The organism is Burkholderia sp. MSMB1078WGS (assembly GCF_001528895.1).
Classification (GTDB): domain Bacteria; phylum Pseudomonadota; class Gammaproteobacteria; order Burkholderiales; family Burkholderiaceae; genus Burkholderia.
Genome location: NZ_LPDI01000048.1, coordinates 58,894 through 76,587, shown reverse-complemented (window position 1 = coordinate 76,587; position 17,694 = coordinate 58,894). Strand labels below are relative to the sequence as shown.

Sequence of the window (17,694 nt, the reverse complement as noted above, 5' to 3'; positions counted from 1 at the left end):
GGCAAGTGCGTTGCCGACGTCGGACGCGAAGGGCTTCTGGGGCGCGTTCGGCTGTTCGTGCTGGGCGGTCTGACATGACGACGCGTACTGCTTACGGCACCCCCGCGTGGATCGGCGTGCTGCTGTCGCAGCCGTGGGTTCTGCCGCTCGCGCGCCTCGCGCTGGTGTCCGCCTATCTGCTCGGCGGCGTCGCGAAGGCGCTCGATTTCGACGGCGCGGTCGCGGAACAGGCGCATTTCGGCATGCAGCCGGCCGCGCTGTGGGCAGCGCTCGCGATAGCGGTCGAGATCGTCGGCTCGCTGTGCGTGGTGTTTCGCCGCTTCACGTGGCTCGGCGCCGGCAGCCTCGGCATGCTGACGCTCGTTGCGATGTGTGTGGCGAACGATTTCTGGAACCGTTCGGGCGCCGAGCACTTCATGGCGCTCAACAGCTTTTTCGAGCATCTCGGGCTGATCGCGGCACTCGTGCTCGCGACCGTGCTCGACGATGCGCGGCAACCGGCCGATGATGGCCGTTCCATTCGATGACGATGCAACAATCAGGACATCCCGTGATGAAATCCCTTCGTTCCGTGCTGCTCGCCGCGATGCTCGCGGGCGGCCTCGCCGCTGCCCCCGCGACGTTCGCGAAACCGCCGGCGCCGCCTGCGGCGGTGCCGACGGTGGCGGTCGGCCCGCAGTACGACACGACGCACGTGTGCGTCGCACCCGAAGACTTCGACCGCTTCACCGACAGCTTCGTCGCGACCTTCGGCGGCAAGAAGTCGAAGCAGGGCGTGTTCCAGGTCACGCCGACGCCGAGCCAGACGATGTCGCAGCTCGTGCTGACGCCGGTCGGCACGATCTCGGTATTCGGTTTCAAGACGCCGATCCCGTATCCGTTCTGCTCGGAGCGCACCGGCTATCTCGTGACCGACATGGACGTCGCCGTGAAGTCGGCGCGCGAGCACGGTGCCGACGTGATCGTCGACACGTTTGCCGATCCGATCGGCCGCGACGCGATCGTCACGTGGGCGGGCGGCGTGAACATGCAGTTGTACTGGCACACGCAGGCGCCGCATTACGACGCGCTGCAGACCATCCCCGAGAACCGCGTGTACGTATCGCCGCAAAGCGCGCGCAAGTTCGTGCACGACTTCGTCAAGTTCTCGAAAGGCAAGGTGGTGTCCGACGACCTGAAGGCGCCGGGCATCGAGATCGGCCGGCCGGACGATACCTACCGCCGCATTCGCATCGAATCGGGCTTCGGCAAGATGACCGTGCTGGTGACGGACGGCCATCTGCCTTACCCGTTCGGGCGCGAGATGACCGGCTACGAAGTATCCGATCTCGCCGCGACGCTGAAGCAGGCCGAAGCCGCGGGCGTGACCGTGCTCGTGCCGCCGTTCAAGTCGGACGGCCGCGATGCGGCGTTCGTGCAGTTCCCGGGCGGCTACGTCGCCGAAATCCACGCGAGCGCGGCGCGATGAAGCACGAGGACACGATCCTTGCCGCGGTGGCCGGCTTCGTCGACACGCTGAGCTTCGTCGCGCTGTTCGGGCTGTTCACCGCGCACGTGACCGGCAACTTCGTGCTGATCGGTGCGGGCATCGCAGGCTTCGGCCAGGGTGTCGTGCTGAAGCTCAGCGTGTTTCCGGCGTTCGTGTGCGGCGTGATCGCGAGCAGCCTGATCGCGCGGTCGATGTCCGCGCGGCCGGCGTGGCAGGGCGCGCGCATGCTGCATGCGGTGCAGGCCGTGCTGCTGCTGGGCTTCTGCGCGGCAGGCGTGTGGGCGACGCCCGTCACGCAGCCCGACAGCCTCGCCGCGCTGGTGGCCGGCATCGTGGGCACGTTCGCGATGGGCGTGCAGAACGCGCATCCGCGGGTGATCGCTCGCGCGGGCGGCGTGCCGAATACGGTGATGACCGGCAACGTCACGCAGGCGATCCTGGATGCCGTCGACATGCTGTCGCCCGGCACGGCGGACAGCGTGCGCGCCACCGCGCGCGCACGCTTCGCGAAGATGCTGCCGGCGATCGTCGCGTTCGCGCTCGGCGCGGCGGCCGGTGCGCTCGGGTTCCGCTACGTCGGGTTCCTGGCGTTGCTGGTTCCCGTCGGCGCGCTCGCGACGCTTGCGCTGTGCGCGGCGCAATCGGCCGGCGCAACCACGCAGGAGCGCGCATGATCGAGCGACGGGGCGGACGCCGCGGCCACCGCTTCGAGCGGGCCGCGCGCGTGTCCGTCGTCGCGGGACTGCTGTTCGCTGGGGCCGACGCTGCGTGTGCGGAAACGGCAGGCGCGTCGCCCTCGACCATCACGCCGGCTTCGACGCAAGAACCGGCGCCGATGTCGACCGCGTCATCGGCTTCGGCGCCGGCGTCGACGTGCACCGCCAAGCGGCCGACGGTGCTGTTCAACCGCTGGCAGGAAGACTGGTCGGTGCTCGCGAATCCCTGCGTGCCGCATGCGCCGCTCGACGGGTTGAAATACATCCCGCTCGGCAACGATCCGGCCTCCTATCTGTCGCTCGGCGTGAACCTGCGCGAACGCCTGGAGACCAACGACGCGCCGCTGTTCGGCATCGGCTCCGCGCAATCGGATACGTACCTGATCCAGCGCATCGAAGTGCACGCCGATGCGCACCTCGGCCGGCACTGGCAGTTCTTCGCGCACTTGCAGGACGCACGCGCGTTCGGCAAGAACGCGGTGTCGCCGGTCGACAGGAACCCGCTCGATCTCGAACAGGCGTTCGCGACCTACACGGGTGCGCTCGGCGGCGGCACGGTCAAGTTCCGCGTCGGCCGTCAGGAGATGGCGTTCGACCTGCAGCGCTTCATCGCCGCGCGCGACGGCCCGAACGTGCGGCTGGCGTTCGATGCGGTCTGGGCCGATTACGAATACGGAAAGTGGCGCTTCATCGGCTATGCGACGCAGCCGGTGCAGAACCGCAACGCGTCCGATTTCGACGACGTGTCGAATCGCGATCTCACGTTCAGCGGCGTGCGCTTCGAGCGGCAGTCGGTCGGGCCAGGCGATCTGTCGGGCTACTGGTCGCGCTACAACCGCCGCGGCGCGCGTTTCCTCGATGCGAGCGGGCCCGAGCATCGCGACGTATGGGACGTGCGCTACACGGGCACGCAGGGCCGCTTCGACTGGGATCTCGAAACGATGCTGCAGACCGGCACGGTCGGCAACGCGACGATCGGCGCGTGGGCCGTCGGTTCGATTGCCGGCTACAAGCTCGACGCGCCGTGGTCGCCGCGCATCGCGCTGCAGGTCGACGCGGCATCGGGCGACCGGCATCCGCACGACGGCCGCGTCGGCACCTTCAATCCGCTGTTTCCGAACGGCTATTACTTCACGCTGGCCGGCTATACGAGTTACGCGAACCTGATTCACGTGAAGCCGTCCGTGACGCTGAAACCGTCGCCGAACCTGTCGCTGCTCGGCGCGCTGGGCTTCCAGTGGCGCGAGACGACCGGCGATGCCGTCTATCAGCAGCCGAACATCCCGGTGCCGGGCACGGCGGGCAAGGGCGGGTCGTGGACGGGCATGTACGTGCAGTTGCGCGCGGACTGGACGATTGCGGCGAACCTGATCGGCGCGGTCGAGGCCGTGCATTTCCAGGTCGGCGACGCGATCCGGCAGGCGGGCGGGCACAACGCCGACTACGTCGGCGTCGAGCTGAAGTACGGATGGTGACGCCGCCGCGCGGCATCGTGCCACCATGAAAAAAAGCGGCCCCGAGGGGCCGCTCTCCGTTCGAGCGAGCCGGCGGCGTGCCCGGCCCGTTCGCGATCGCGATGCGATTACAGGTTCGGCGACAGCGTGAGCGCGTTCGTCAGGTCGCCCATCGGCTGCGCGCCGTTCGCCTTCAGCGCGTCGTCGCGCTGCTGCAGGCCCGCGAGGCGCGGCAGCGAGAAGCGACGCGTGATGAAGCGCAGGATCGAACCCGTGTCGTACTGCGTGTGGTCCACGAAACCCTTCTTCGCATACGGCGACACGATCAGCGCCGGAATGCGGGTGCCCGGGCCCCAGCGGTCGGCATTCGGCGGCGTGGCGTGATCCCAGAAGCCGCCGTTTTCGTCGTACGTGACGACCACGACCATGTTCTTCCACTGCGGGCTGGCCTGCAGGTGCGCGATCACGTCGGCGATGTGCTGGTCGCCGGAGGTGACGTCCGTGTAGCCCGGGTGCTCGTTCAGGTTCCCTTGCGGCTTGTAGAACGCGACCTGCGGCAGCGTGCCCGCATCGATCGCCTTGATGAACTCGGCGCCGTTCGCGCCGCCGTCGAGCAGGTGTTGCGCGCGGCTCGCGGTGCCCGGCGCCTGGTTCGCGAAGTAGTTGAACGGCTGGTGGTGCGGCTGGAAGTTCGGCGTCGACAGGTCGGCGCCGTAGATCACGTTCGACGTGCCGTTCTGGCTCGCCTGCAGCGCCTGGCCCCATGCGCCGCCGTACCACGCCCACGACACGCCCGCATTGGTCAGCAGGTCGCCGATGTTGGTCGCCGTCTGCGGCGGCATCGTCGACGGATTGGCCGGATCGGCGAGCAGCGGGTCGCCGCCCGTGGCCGCCTTGTTGCCGCTCGGCTGATACGCCGGCTGCATCGTGTTGACGCCGTAGAAGTCGGGCGTGAGCGCGCCGTCGTTGACGAACTTCGGCGGGCCGCTCAGCGCGGAAGCCGGCGAGTTCGTCGCGACCTTCAGCGACTTGCCGTCGGCGTTCAGCACGGCGATCTTGCCGGCCGCCGGGCTCTTGTCGGCGTTCGGGTAGTACGGTGCGCACGCGCAGATCAGGTACTGGTGGTTCAGGAACGACCCGCCGAACGCGCCCATGAAGAAGTTGTCCGCAAGCACGTACTGCTGCGCGATCTTCCACAGCGGCAGCTTCGACGGATCGGCCGTGTAGTGGCCCATCGTCAGGCCGCCGGCGTCGGTCCAGGCGGCGTACATGTCGTTCTTGCCGCCGTTGATCTGCATCTGGTCCTGGTAGAAGCGGTGCACGATGTCGCGCGTCGCGATGCTCATCGACTGGTTGAAGCCTTTCGGATCGTCGATCGCGAACGGCGCGTTCGGCAGGTTCGCCGTCATCGCTTCGGTCACCGCCGGCGTGATGCCGGTCGCGGTCAGGCCGCCCCAGATCTTCGGCAGCGTCGCCATCGTCGAGCCGTCGCGATCCTTCTGCACCGAGTTCGCGGCCGTCACGTTCTGCAGACCGTTCGCGCCCGGGAAATTGCCGTACAGGTTGTCGAAGCTGCGGTTTTCGGCGTAGATCACGACGACGTTCTTGACGGCCGACAAGCCCTGCTGCGTGACGTCGTCGCCGCCGCAGGCGGTCAGGCTGAGCGCGGCCGCAAGGGCGATCGGCGTATAGCGAATCCAGGCGTGCTTCTTCATGCGATGTTCTCTCTCATTCGTCGTTGGTCGCGTGTGGGAACCGGGTGGCGGGAGGGCCGGCGCACGAACCTCGCGGTACCGCCCGGCTGCGCGCATTATCTGGAACCGATTTGACAGCCGGGTGTAGGGGCGCTTTCAATTGACTGTCGGTCGAACGTCATTCAACGGTCACGGAACTGACATAAGCTCCGGCCGATTGCCCACCGCTACTAGAACAACGACGATGCACACCCTTCTGAAATCCTTCGCGTCCGCGCGATCGCTGATTCCCGCCGCGGCGGCGCTCGCGGTGGCCGGCACGCTCGCGGCGCTCGCCGGTTGCGACGCACGGCCCGGCACGAATGCGTCGGCCGCGTCCGTCGTTCCGGCGGCTCAGGCCGCCCCGGCCGTCCCGGCGGTCGCGCCGGCCGGCCAGCCGCAGACGCGCGCACAGGTGTTCGAGGGCGTGAAGCAGATGACGGCACTCGGCAAGCAGCTGTTCTTCGATCCGTCGCTGTCCGGCTCGGGCAAGCTCGCCTGCGCGTCGTGCCATAGCGCCGAGCATGCATTCGGGCCGCCGAATGCGCTGTCGGTGCAGCTCGGCGGCGACGACATGCACCGTACCGGCTTTCGCGCGGTGCCGTCGCTGAAGTACCTGCGCGGCATCCCGCCGTTCAGCGAGCACTTCCACGATTCGCCGGACGAAGGCGACGAAAGCATCGACGCGGGTCCGACCGGCGGGCTGACCTGGGACGGTCGCGTCGATACGCGCGATGCGCAGGCGCGCATTCCGCTCACGTCGCCGTTCGAGATGAGCAGTTCGCCCGCGCGAGTCGCGAAGGCGGTTCGCGCCGCACCGTATGCCGACGCGTTCCGCAAGGCGTTCGGCGACAAGGTTCTCGGCGACGACCAGGCGACGTTCGATGCGGTGCTGCGCGCGCTCGACGCATTCCAGCAGCAGCCGGCGCTGTTCGATCCGTACACGAGCAAATACGACGCGTATCTGGCCGGCCGCGCGCAGCTCACGCCCGCGGAGTTGCATGGGCTGCAGTTGTTCAACGACGAGAAGAAGGGCAACTGCGCGAGCTGCCACGTCAGCCAGCGCACGCTCGAAGGCGGCCCGCCGCAGTTCAGCGATTTCGGGCTGATCGCGATCGCGGTGCCGCGCAACCGCGCGCTGCCCGTCAATCGCGACCCGCGCTTTTACGATCTCGGCGCGTGCGGCCCCGAACGCACCGACCTGAAGGGGCGCGACGAATTCTGCGGGTTGTTTCGCACGCCGTCGCTGCGCAACGTCGCGCTGCGCAAGACGTTCTTCCACAACGGCGTGTATCACTCGCTCGAGGACGTGATGCGCTTCTACGTCGAACGCGACATTCATCCGGAGAAGTTCTACCCGGTCGTGCACGGCAAGGTGCAGATCTACGACGATGTGCCGAAGCGCTACTGGCAGAACATCAACCGGGAGCCGCCGTTCGACCGCAAGCGCGGCGAGCAGCCGGCGCTGAACGCGGCCGAGATCAAGGACGTGATCGCGTTCCTCGGCACGCTGACTGACGGATATCGGCAAACGGCCGCGCCGGCCAAGCCCTAGAAGGCAATCATTACAGCACGCATGCTATGCTCGCTCGCTGACGGGCGTGGCGCATGCCGGAGGGCCGGTTGCCGGTTCGCCGGCATGCGCCGCGCCGTTCGATCGAACATCCAAGGAGAAAAAACATGTCGATGCGTGCATCCCTTTCCGTCGTCACGCGTGTGCTGGCCGGCGCCGCGTGCGCAGCCGCGATGCTGCCCGCCCATGCGCAGAACAACCTGAATTTCCTGAACGACACGCCGATCAGCTATTTCAGCAAGGCCGACCGCGCGTCGCTCACCAAGGCGGTCGTGCAGGCGCGCGACGAAGGCAAGGACGGCGAAACCACGACGTGGCAGAGCAGCGGCCGCGGCACGCAGATCGATGCGAAGCTCACGCCGAGCACGACCGAGACGGACGGCAAGACCTGCCGCGAAGTCGCGACCGAAATCACCGCGAAGGGCCAGACGATGACGCTCAAGCCCGTCTACTGCAAGACGGCCGCGGGCAAGTGGCAACTGCAGAAGCGCTGAGCACGCGCGTGATGAAGCGGGGCGGCGCGCCGCGCACGGTGTCGTGCGGCGTCGTGATTCTCGATGCGGCCGGCCGCGTGTTTCTCGCGCACGCGACGGACACCACGCACTGGGATATTCCGAAGGGGCAGGGCGAACCGGGCGAGACGCCGGCCGACGCCGCGCTGCGCGAACTGCTGGAGGAAACCGGCATCGAGTTCGCGCCGGCACGGTTACTCGATCTCGGCCGCTTCGCATACCGGCACGACAAGGATCTGCACCTGTTCGCGGTGCAGGTGGCCGAAGGCGAGATCGATCCCGAGCGCTGCACGTGTACTTCGCTGTTTCCGAGCCGCCGCGACGGCTCGATGATCCCCGAGATGGATGCGTACCGCTGGACCGTGCCGGGCGACATCGACGCCTATGCGAGCCGCAGTCTCGCGCGGCTGTTTCGCACGAAGCTGTCGCTGGCGGAGCTGCATCGGCGGTTGTCGGGCGCGTGAACGAGCGCCGCGGCTTGCGAAGCCGCCCGCCGCCGTTCGGCGCACGCCCATGAAAAAACCGGCCCTGGAGCCGGTTTTTTCATGGGCAGGCAACGGCGGCTTGCGAAGCCGCACGCCACCCGCGCGGAGCAGGGCGGTCAGGCCGGCTTGCCCCAGCTGTCGCGCAGCCCGACGATCCGGTTGAACACCGGCTTGCCCGGCTTCGAATCGACACGGTCGGCAACAAAGTAGCCGTGGCGCTCGAATTGCAGGCGCGTTTCCGGTGCGACGTCGCCGTTGCCCGGCTCGAGGTACGCCTGCACGATCTTCTTCGAATCGGGGTTCAGCGCTTCGAGGAAGTTCGCGCCGCCCGCGTCCGGGTGCGGTTCCTTGAACAGGCGATCGTAAATCCGCACTTCGGCCGGCTGCGCGTGCTTCGCGCTGACCCAGTGGATGTTGCCCTTGACCTTGTAGGTGTTCGCGCCTTCGGTGCCCGATTTGCTGTCCGGGAAGTAGTTGCAGTGCACGGCCGTCACGTTGCCGTCGGCGTCCTTGTCGAAGCCCGTGCATTCGATCACGTAGCCGTAGCGCAGGCGCACCTTGTTGCCCGGGAACAGGCGGAAATAGCCCTTCGGCGGATTCTCGACGAAATCCTCGCGCTCGATCCACAGTTCGCGCGAGATCGGGAACGTGCGCACGCCGCGGTCCGGATGATGCGGATGCACGGGCGCCGTGCAGGGTTCCTCGAGGTCTTCCGGATAGTTGTCGATCACGAGCTTCAGCGGATCGAGCACCGCGACCGTACGCGCGGCCTTTTCGTCGAGGTCGTCGCGCAGCGCGCCTTCGAAGATGCTCATGTCGATCCACGAATCGATCTTCGTCACGCCGATCCGCTCGCAGAACAGGCGAATGCTCTCCGGCGTGAAACCGCGACGGCGAATGCCGACGATCGTCGGCATGCGCGGGTCGTCCCAGCCGTCGACGTGGCCTTCGGTGACGAGTTGCAGCAGCTTGCGCTTGCTGGTGATCGCGTACGTGAGGTTCAGCCGCGAGAATTCGATCTGTTGCGGCAGCGGGCGCGTGAACACGCCGGCTTCCGCGAGCTCGTTCAGCACCCAGTCGTACAGCGGGCGGTGATCCTCGAACTCGAGCGTGCACAGCGAATGCGTGATGCCTTCGAGCGCATCGGAAATGCAGTGCGTGTAGTCGTACATCGGATACACGCACCATGCGTCGCCGGTGCGGTAGTGGTGCGCGTAGCGGATCCGGTAGATCACCGGGTCGCGCATGTTCATGTTCGGCGAAGCCATGTCGATCTTCGCGCGCAGCACGTGCTCGCCTTCCTTGAACTCGCCGGCCTTCATGCGGCGGAACAGGTCGAGGTTTTCCTCGGGCGAGCGGTCGCGGAACGGCGACGGCTTGCCGCCTTCGGTCAGCGAGCCGCGGTTCGCGCGCATTTCGTCGGCGCTCTGGCTGTCGACGTACGCCTTGCCGCGCTGGATCAGCAACTCGGCGAATTCGTACAGCTTGTCATAGTAGTCGCTCGCGAAATACTGATGATCGACCGCGTCCTTGCGCCAGTCGAAGCCGAGCCAGCGCACCGCGTCGACGATCGAGTCGACGTATTCGACGCTTTCCTTTTCCGGGTTCGTGTCGTCGAAGCGCAGGTGGCACACGCCGCCGTAGTCGCGCGCGACGGTGAAGTTCAGGCAGATGCTCTTCGCATGACCGATGTGCAGATAGCCGTTCGGCTCGGGCGGGAAGCGCGTCTCGACGCGGCCGCCCCATTTGCCGGTGCGGTTGTCGTCGTCGATGATGTTGCGGATGAAATTGGAAGCCGCGGGGGCGTCGTTGCGTTCGGTGCTCATGCGGTTGGCGTCAGGGTTGTGTCGGCGCGTCGCGCCGGTTTAATCCTGTAATTCTACCTGACCGGGGTCCGTCCCGCGCGGCCTGCCGGTCGGGCGGCCTGCGTTCGCGATGCGTACCGCAATATATCGAGTGTGTGTCGGCTGTAACACGACGTAAATCGGATTGCCGGGGCCGTTCGGCTTTTCCTATGATGGCTTCACCGATTCAATGCCGCCATTCGCAATTTTTGCGTGGCGGGAGGAAGCCAATAATCATGATGAAGAAGACCACTTTTCTCGTTCGTACCGCGGTGATCGTCGCGGCTCTTTCGCAACTCGGCGCATGCGCGATGACGCATACGCAGCGCAATGCCGGTATCGGCGCGGCCGCGGGCGGCGCGCTCGGCTACCTGATCACGGGCGGGCCGGTCGGCACGGTCGCCGGGGCGGCGGCAGGCGGCCTGGTCGGCGCAGGCGTGCGCTGATCCACGCCGGCGTGCGCGGGCCTGAGCGTGCTCGCGCGATGCCGGCCGGGCGTGACGCCGTTCCGTACGCGTAACGGCCCGCCCGCACACCTCTTCCATTTTTCGACAGGCAGCATCAGGGAGGAACGGGTGTGCGACACTTCGTCGACGCCACATAACGACTTCATTCGTCGACGAATCCTTTCATGAGCGACCCCCTCGTATTCGTGCTGCCGGGCTACGGCAACTCCGGTCCGTTCCACTGGCAAAGCCGCTGGGAGCGCGCCGACGCGCGTTTCGTGCGCGTCGCGATGCCCGACTGGGAGCGGGCATTCCGCAACGGCTGGTGTCTCGCGCTCGACCGGGCGATCGAAGCCGCGCGCGGGCCGGTGCTGATCGCCGGCCACAGTCTCGGCACGCTGACCGCCGCATGGTGGGCGACCCGCTACGCGCGGCCGGCCGCGCTCGCGAAAGTGCGCGGCGCGCTGCTGGTCGCGCTGCCCGATCCCGCCGGGCCGGCGTTTCCGGCCGACGCGCACGGCTTCGGCCCGGTGCCGCACGAGCGGTTGCCGTTTCCGACCTGCGTCGTCGCAAGCAGCGACGATCCGTACGGTTCGCTCGCGTTCGCGCACGGCTGCGCGAACGCGTGGGGCAGCACGTTCCACGAGCTCGGCCCGCGCGGCCACATCAACGCGGATAGCGGGCTCGGCGACTGGCCGCAAGCGCGCGGCTGGCTCGATGCGCTCGCACGTTAGTTCGTCTGCGCGTCGCGCGCGAGTCGCGGCTGTTCGATTCGACCGTTGTCGTCGCGTGCGCCTGGCGCCGCGACGCCGTCGCCCCGAACCGCGTCAGATCGCCTGTTTCGCCTTCAACGCGGCGATCCGCGCGTCGTCGTAGCCGAGCATGTCGCGCAGCACGTCGTCCGTCTGAGCGCCGAGCAGCGGCGGGGCCGTGCGCGCGTCGGGCGGTGTCGCGCTCATCCGGATCGGGTTGCGCACGAGCTTCACGTCCGCGCCGCACGGGTGCGGCAGCGACACCTGCATCCCGCGCGCGACCACCTGCTCGTTGTCGAACACCTCGTCGAGATCGTTGATCGGCCCGCACGGCACGCCGGCCGCTTCGAGCGCGCCGATCCAGTCGGCCTTGTCGCGCGCCTTCACCATCTCCGCGAGGATCGGCACCAGCGTGTCGCGATGGCGCACGCGCGACGGATTCGTCGCGAAGCGCTCGTCGTCAGCCAGCTCGGGCCGTCCGCCGGCCTCGACGAACTTGCGGAACTGCCCGTCGTTGCCGACCGCGACGATGATCCAGCCGTCGCGCGTCTGGAACGTCTGGTACGGCACGATGTTCGGATGCGCGTTGCCCCAGCGCACCGGCGGCTTGCCGCTCGCGAGGAAGTTGGTGTTCATGTTCGCGAGCAGCGCGACCTGCACGTCGAGCAGGGCCATGTCGATGTACTGGCCTTCGCCCGTGCGGTCGCGGTGCGCGAGCGCGGCGAGCACGGCGATCGTCGAATAGAGGCCGGTCGCGAGATCGGCGATCGCGACGCCGGCCTTCTGCGGGCCGCCGCCCGGTTCGCCGTCGCGTTCGCCGGTGATGCTCATGAAGCCGCCGATCCCCTGCACGATGAAATCGTAGCCCGCGCGATGCGCGTACGGACCGGTCTGGCCGAAGCCGGTGACCGAGCAGTAGACGAGATCGGGCTTCACCGCGCGCAGCGAGTCGTAATCGAGCCCGTATTTCTTCAACTGGCCGACCTTGTAGTTCTCGAGCACGACGTCGCTTTGCGCGGCAAGCTCGCGCACGATCTGCTGGCCCTCCGGCGTCGCGATGTCGATCGTCACCGAGCGCTTGTTGCGATTCGCCGCGAGGTAGTACGCGGCCTCGGCGGTATCCGCGCCGTCCGCGTCCTTCAGGTAGGGCGGCCCCCAGTGGCGCGTGTCGTCGCCGGCGCCCGGGCGCTCGACCTTGATCACGTCCGCGCCGAAATCGGCAAGGGTCTGCGCGCACCACGGGCCCGCGAGTACGCGGGTGAGATCCAGCACGCGGATATGGCTCAGGGCACCCATCGTCGAAACGTCTCCTTTCATGGCTGGCCTGCCTTGCCGGGCATGGCCGATTGGCATGCCGAGCATCTTAAGGCGAATCGGCCGCGCCGGTGGCCCACGCGGGTCGTCCGGCGCGGCGGGCCGCTGCCGCTTGGGCGGGCGGTCTGTATCGTATAATCGATCGTTTCCGAATCCATGCCGCCGCGCGCCCCGCCTGGGGCGCCGGCGTTTGAAGCCGTCTTTGCCAGACTGTCCCCGCACGCCATGAAAGCTGCCGAAATCCGCGAGAAATTCCTCAAATTCTTCGAATCGAAGGGCCACACGATCGTCCGCTCGTCGAGCCTCGTGCCCGGTAACGATCCCACGCTGATGTTCACGAACTCGGGCATGGTCCAGTTCAAGGACGTCTTCCTCGGCACGGACCCGCGCCCGTACTCGCGCGCCACCACCGCGCAGCGCAGCGTGCGCGCGGGCGGCAAGCACAACGACCTCGAGAACGTCGGCTACACGGCGCGCCATCACACGTTCTTCGAGATGCTCGGCAACTTCTCGTTCGGCGACTACTTCAAGCACGACGCGATCAAGTTCGCGTGGGAGCTGCTGACCACGGTCTACCAGCTGCCGAAGGAAAAACTGTGGGTCACCGTCTACCAGGAAGACGACGAAGCGTACGACATCTGGGCGAAGGAAGTCGGCGTGCCGACCGAGCGGATCATCCGGATCGGCGACAACAAGGGCGCGCGCTACGCGTCGGACAACTTCTGGACGATGGGCGACACGGGCCCGTGCGGCCCGTGTACCGAAATCTTCTACGACCACGGCCCGGACGTGTGGGGCGGGCCGCCGGGGTCGCCTGAAGAAGACGGCGACCGCTACATCGAGATCTGGAACCTCGTGTTCATGCAGTTCAACCGCGACGCGCAGGGCAACATGACGCGCCTGCCGAAGCAGTCGGTCGACACCGGCATGGGCCTCGAGCGTCTCGCCGCGGTGCTGCAGCACGTGCACAGCAACTACGAGATCGACCTGTTCCAGAACCTGATCAAGGCCGCCGCGCGCGTGACCGAGATCAGCGACCTCACGAACAACTCGCTGAAGGTGATCGCCGATCACATCCGCGCGTGTTCGTTCCTGATCGTCGACGGCGTGATCCCCGGCAACGAAGGCCGCGGCTACGTGCTGCGCCGGATCGTGCGCCGCGCGATCCGCCACGGCTACAAGCTGGGCCGCAAGGGCGCGTTCTTCCACAAGCTGGTGGCCGACCTCGTCGCCGAGATGGGCACGGCCTATCCGGAGCTGAAGGAAGCCGAGCAGCGCGTGACCGACGTGCTGCGCCAGGAAGAGGAGCGCTTCTTCGAAACCATCGAGCACGGCATGTCGATTCTCGAAGCCGCGCTCGCCGACGTCGACGCGAAGGGCGGCAAGGTGCTCGACGGCGAGCTCGCGTTCAAGCTGCACGACACCTACGGCTTCCCGCTGGATCTGACGGCCGACGTGTGCCGCGAGCGCGGGATGACGGTCGACGAGCCGGCATTCGACGACGCGATGGCGCGCCAGCGCGAGCAGGCGCGCGCGGCCGGCAAGTTCAAGGCGACGCAGGGCCTCGAATACACGGGCGCGAAGACCACGTTCCACGGTTACGAGGAAATCGCGTTCGACGACGCGAAGGTCGTCGCGCTGTACGTCGACGGTTCGGCCGTCAATGAAGTGAAGGCCGGCCAGGATGCGGTGGTCGTGCTCGACCACACGCCGTTCTACGCGGAATCGGGCGGCCAGGTCGGCGACCAGGGCGTGCTCGCGAACGCCGCGACGCGCTTCGCGGTGGCCGACACGCTGAAGGTGCAGGCCGACGTGATCGGCCACCACGGCACGCTGGAGCAGGGCACGCTCAAGGTCGGCGACGTGCTGCGCGCGGAAATCGACGCGCAGCGCCGCGCCCGCACGCAGCGCAACCACTCGGCGACGCACCTGATGCACAAGGCGCTGCGCGAAGTGCTCGGCGCGCACGTGCAGCAGAAGGGTTCGCTCGTCGACGCGGAAAAGACCCGTTTCGACTTCGCGCACAACGCGCCGATGACCGACGACGAAATCCGTCGCGTCGAGCAGATCGTCAACGCCGAAATCCTCGCGAACGCGCCGGGCATCGTGCGCGTGATGCCGTACGACGAAGCGGTGAAGGGCGGCGCGATGGCGCTGTTCGGCGAGAAGTACGGCGACGAAGTGCGCGTGCTCGACCTCGGCTTCTCGCGCGAACTGTGCGGCGGCACGCACGTGCACCGCACCGGCGACATCGGCCTGTTCAAGATCGTCGTCGAAGGCGGCGTCGCGGCCGGCATCCGCCGCGTCGAAGCGATCACCGGCGACAACGCGCTGCGCTACGTGCAGGAGCTCGACGCGCGCGTGAACGAAGCGGCGGCGGCGCTGAAGGCGCAGCCGTCGGAACTCACGCAGCGCATCGCGCAGGTGCAGGACCAGGTGAAGTCGCTCGAGAAGGAACTGGGCGCGCTGAAGTCGAAGCTCGCGTCGAGCCAGGGCGACGAGCTCGCGCAGCAGGCCGTCGAAGTGGGCGGCGTGTACGTGCTGGCCGCGACGCTCGACGGCGCCGACGCGAAGACGCTGCGCGAGACGGTCGACAAGCTGAAGGACAAGCTGAAGAACGCGGCGATCGTGCTGGCGGCCGTCGAAGGCGGCAAGGTCAGCCTGATCGCGGGCGTCACGCCGGATGCGAGCAAGAAGGTCAAGGCCGGCGAGCTCGTGAACTTCGTCGCGCAGCAGGTCGGCGGCAAGGGCGGCGGCCGTCCGGACATGGCGCAGGCAGGCGGCACCGAGCCGGCGAACCTGCCCGGCGCGCTGGCCGGCGTGAAGGGCTGGGTCGAAGAACGGCTCTGATCGTTGCACGACCGATGCGATGTCGTCGTACCGACGGCATCGCATCAAGCGAAAAACGACCCGATCGGCAGATGTGCCGGTCGGGTCGTTTCGTTTGTGCCGTACAGGCGCGTCGCTCGATGCGGCGACGCGCGAGCCCGGTCAGGCCGGCACGGTCACGGCCGGCTTCGCCGCGTCGCCGGGCTGTCGCGCGGCGTCGGTGAGCGCATCGCGCAGCGCGGCGAGCGCCGCCGACGCATAACCCTGCCGCCACGCGAGCAGCGTGTCGATGCCTTCCAGTTCGGGAATCGTGTGCGCGGCGATGTTGCCGGGCTCGGGCTGCAGATTCAGCACCGAACGCGGCGCGACCGCGATGCCCGCGCCGGCCGCGACGCACGCGACGATCGCGTGATACGAGCCGAGCTCGAGCACGCGCGCCGGCTTCGCACCGTGCGCCGCGTACCATTGCTCGACGTACTTGCGATACGCGCAGCCGCGCTCGAACGCGATCAGCGTCGGCAGGAGCACGTCGCGCGGCGTGCGTACCGGCGGATGGCCGCGCGGGGTGAGCAGCACGAGATCCTCGCGGAAGATCGGCACCGTCTCGAACGTGTCGGGCAGCATGTCCGGCTCGGGCGGGCGCGCGAACAGCGCGGCGTCGATTTCGAAGTCGCGCACGCGGTCGATCAGGCAGCCCGTCGTGCCCGTCAGCAGTTCGAGCGATACGTCGGGCCATGCATGGTGGTAGCGCGCGAGGAGGGTCGGCAGCCGGCTCGCGGCCGTGCTTTCCATCGTGCCGAGCCGCAGCCGGCCGCGCGGCGTGTCCTCGCGCACCGCGTCGCGCGCCTCGTCGGCGAGCGCGAGCAGGCGCTCGGCATACGGCAGCAGCGTCTGCCCGGCCGGCGTCAGCACGAGCCGGCGGCCGTCGCGCACGAACAGCGCCGCGCCGAGTTCCTCCTCCAACTGCTTGATGCGCGTCGTGACGTTCGACTGCACGCGATTGAGCTTGGCCGCTGCGCGCGTTACGCCGTTCTCGCGCACGACCGCCCGGAAGATCGCCAGCGCCGCCAGGTCCATGATTCTCTCCACGGGATGACTTGATTCTCAATTATTCATTTTTAGAGAACGTTTGGTCAAGCTAGGATGGACACGTTCCGATTCCCGATCCGGCCGGCGTGCGACGCGTCGGCCCATGCCGCCATGTCCCGCTTCGATGCTCCGACCGCCGCCACGCGCGTGCTTTCGTCCGACCACGCCGACCGCCGCGCCCGCGCGGCCGCGCTCGCCTGCATGATCGGTCTGGCCGTCGTGCTCGGCGTCGGCCGTTTCGCGTTCACGCCGCTGTTGCCGCTGATGCTAGCGGACAGCTCGATCGGCCTGAAAGCCGGCGGCTGGCTCGCGTCGGCGAATTACGCGGGCTACTTCGTCGGTGCGGTCAGTTGCGCGGCGCTGCGCGTCGCGCCCGCGCGGATGGTGCGTGTCGGCCTCGTCGCGACCGTGCTGCTGACTGCCGCGATGGGTGCCGGCCACTGGCTGCCGGCGTGGCTCGTCGTGCGTTTCGTCGCGGGCGTCGTCAGCGCATGGACGTTCGTGTTCATGTCGCAATGGGGATTGCGGCGCCTGGCCGAGCTGAGTGCGCCCGAATGGAGCGGGGTGATCTACGCGGGGCCGGGCGTCGGCATCGTCGTGACGGGGCTGATCGGCAGTGCGCTGGCCGGCCAGCGTGCGGCGGTGGGCTGGCTCGGTTTCGCGGTGCTGTCGGCCGTCCTGTCGGCAGCGATCTGGCGCACGTTCGGTGCGGCGTCGGCCTCGGCGCACGCGCAGGCGGCGCCGCCGGCCGCCGCGCCGCATCCGGCCGCAGGGGCGCCCGCCGCCCCGGCGGCGCGGGCCGCCACGCGAAGCCGTCGCGCGGACGCCGCGTGGCTCGTCGTGCTGTACGGCGCGCCGGGCTTCGGTTACATCGTCACCGCGACGTTCCTGCCGGTGATCGCCCGCGCCGCGCTGCCGGCCGGTTCGCCGTGGCCTGACCTGTTCTGGCCGATGTTCGGCGCGGCGCTGATCGTCGGCGCGATCACCGCCGCGCGGCTGCCCGCACACTGGGACAACCGGCTGCTGCTCGCGGCCGGCTGCGCGACGCAGGCGCTCGGCATCGCGGCCGGAATCGTGTGGCCGAACGCGGCCGGCTTCTCGATCGGCAGCGCGCTGCTCGGCCTGCCGTTCACCGCGATCACGCTGTTCGCGATGCGCGAGGCGCGGCGCCTGCACGGCGAGCGTGCGGCCGGGCTGATGGGCTATGCGACCGCGTCCTACGGCGTCGGGCAGATACTCGGGCCGCTCGTCGCGGCGCCGCTCGCCGCGCGCTTCGGGTCGTTTACGCCTGCGCTGTGGGTCGCGGCGGCCGCGCTGCTGATCGGCGCCGCAGGCTTCGCGGCGAGCGCCGCACACGGGCGCCGGTCATCCTGAAGCCGGTGGGGCCGGATCGTCTCGGGCGCGGGCAAACTCGCTAGAATGAAGCCTTTCCCGCGCCGAGCGGGTGCGCGGGCAGCC

The 17,694-nt window shown here is 68.3% G+C and carries 15 protein-coding genes; 11 read left to right on the top strand and 4 right to left on the bottom strand.

Annotated features, from left to right (window positions below; genetic code table 11):
* Nucleotides 1–74 precede the first annotated feature (74 nt).
* The 4 genes from WT24_RS14725 to WT24_RS14710 are packed head-to-tail and all read left to right on the top strand — an operon-like array spanning nucleotide 75 to nucleotide 3,680.
* Nucleotides 75–527 (top strand): DoxX family protein, encoded by a 453-nt coding sequence (locus WT24_RS14725; RefSeq protein ID WP_060034402.1) that lies wholly within the window; start codon nucleotides 75–77, stop codon nucleotides 525–527.
* Nucleotides 528–553: 26 nt separating this feature from the next.
* A complete protein-coding gene (locus WT24_RS14720; RefSeq protein ID WP_060034399.1) occupies nucleotides 554–1,468 on the top strand; it encodes a VOC family protein in 915 nt (304 codons plus the stop codon).
* A complete protein-coding gene (locus tag WT24_RS14715; RefSeq protein ID WP_059505600.1) occupies nucleotides 1,465–2,163 on the top strand; it encodes a YoaK family protein in 699 nt (232 codons plus the stop codon). Before WT24_RS14720 ends, WT24_RS14715 begins: the two co-directional genes overlap by 4 nt.
* Entirely contained in the window at nucleotides 2,160–3,680 is a 1,521-nt protein-coding gene (locus tag WT24_RS14710) for an alginate export family protein (RefSeq protein ID WP_060034408.1), read from the top strand. The genes WT24_RS14715 and WT24_RS14710 overlap by 4 nt, the downstream gene beginning before the upstream one ends.
* Before the next feature lie 107 nt (nucleotides 3,681–3,787).
* Here WT24_RS14710 and WT24_RS14705 read toward each other — a convergent pair whose 3' ends face one another.
* Nucleotides 3,788–5,374 carry an acid phosphatase gene (locus WT24_RS14705; protein ID WP_034207042.1) on the bottom strand — a complete coding sequence of 529 codons (1,587 nt, stop codon included), beginning with the start codon at nucleotides 5,372–5,374 and terminating at the stop codon, nucleotides 3,788–3,790.
* 223 nt (nucleotides 5,375–5,597) lie between these two features.
* Here WT24_RS14705 and WT24_RS14700 point away from each other — a divergent pair, with 223 nt between their 5' ends.
* The 3 genes from WT24_RS14700 to WT24_RS14690 all read left to right on the top strand — a co-directional run bounded on the left by WT24_RS14700 (nucleotide 5,598) and on the right by WT24_RS14690 (nucleotide 7,941).
* On the top strand, nucleotides 5,598–6,947 hold the full coding sequence (locus tag WT24_RS14700; protein WP_060034394.1) for a cytochrome-c peroxidase: 1,350 nt from the start codon (nucleotides 5,598–5,600) through the stop codon (nucleotides 6,945–6,947).
* A 125-nt stretch (nucleotides 6,948–7,072) separates the two neighbouring features.
* Nucleotides 7,073–7,459, top strand: coding sequence for a hypothetical protein (locus WT24_RS14695; protein ID WP_059792550.1), 387 nt, complete (start codon nucleotides 7,073–7,075; stop codon nucleotides 7,457–7,459).
* A gap of 11 nt (nucleotides 7,460–7,470) precedes the next feature.
* On the top strand, nucleotides 7,471–7,941 hold the full coding sequence (locus WT24_RS14690; RefSeq protein ID WP_059505608.1) for an NUDIX hydrolase: 471 nt from the start codon (nucleotides 7,471–7,473) through the stop codon (nucleotides 7,939–7,941).
* 137 nt (nucleotides 7,942–8,078) lie between these two features.
* On the opposite strand, the gene WT24_RS14685 is transcribed toward WT24_RS14690, so the two are convergent.
* Nucleotides 8,079–9,788 carry a glutamine--tRNA ligase/YqeY domain fusion protein gene (locus WT24_RS14685; protein ID WP_059505610.1) on the bottom strand — a complete coding sequence of 570 codons (1,710 nt, stop codon included), beginning with the start codon at nucleotides 9,786–9,788 and terminating at the stop codon, nucleotides 8,079–8,081.
* Between the two features lie 254 nt (nucleotides 9,789–10,042).
* Here WT24_RS14685 and WT24_RS14680 point away from each other — a divergent pair, with 254 nt between their 5' ends.
* Both WT24_RS14680 and WT24_RS14675 read left to right on the top strand, forming a co-directional pair.
* Nucleotides 10,043–10,252 (top strand): ornithine acetyltransferase, encoded by a 210-nt coding sequence (locus WT24_RS14680; protein WP_006497729.1) that lies wholly within the window; start codon nucleotides 10,043–10,045, stop codon nucleotides 10,250–10,252.
* Nucleotides 10,253–10,437: 185 nt separating this feature from the next.
* The gene (locus WT24_RS14675; RefSeq protein WP_060034391.1) at nucleotides 10,438–10,986 is read left to right on the top strand and encodes an alpha/beta hydrolase; all 549 of its coding nucleotides are present in this window, start codon (nucleotides 10,438–10,440) and stop codon (nucleotides 10,984–10,986) included.
* Nucleotides 10,987–11,079: 93 nt separating this feature from the next.
* On the opposite strand, the gene WT24_RS14670 is transcribed toward WT24_RS14675, so the two are convergent.
* Nucleotides 11,080–12,300, bottom strand: coding sequence for a CaiB/BaiF CoA-transferase family protein (locus tag WT24_RS14670; RefSeq protein ID WP_059505614.1), 1,221 nt, complete (start codon nucleotides 12,298–12,300; stop codon nucleotides 11,080–11,082).
* 243 nt (nucleotides 12,301–12,543) lie between these two features.
* Here WT24_RS14670 and alaS point away from each other — a divergent pair, with 243 nt between their 5' ends.
* Nucleotides 12,544–15,168, top strand: a complete 2,625-nt coding sequence (gene alaS / locus WT24_RS14665; RefSeq protein WP_060034388.1) for an alanine--tRNA ligase — start codon at nucleotides 12,544–12,546, stop codon at nucleotides 15,166–15,168.
* Nucleotides 15,169–15,309: 141 nt separating this feature from the next.
* On the opposite strand, the gene WT24_RS14660 is transcribed toward alaS, so the two are convergent.
* Nucleotides 15,310–16,224 (bottom strand): LysR family transcriptional regulator, encoded by a 915-nt coding sequence (locus tag WT24_RS14660; protein ID WP_060034385.1) that lies wholly within the window; start codon nucleotides 16,222–16,224, stop codon nucleotides 15,310–15,312.
* 123 nt (nucleotides 16,225–16,347) lie between these two features.
* On the opposite strand from WT24_RS14660, the gene WT24_RS14655 reads away from it, so the two are divergent.
* Nucleotides 16,348–17,610, top strand: coding sequence for a YbfB/YjiJ family MFS transporter (locus WT24_RS14655; RefSeq protein WP_060034405.1), 1,263 nt, complete (start codon nucleotides 16,348–16,350; stop codon nucleotides 17,608–17,610).
* Nucleotides 17,611–17,694: the final 84 nt, after the last annotated feature.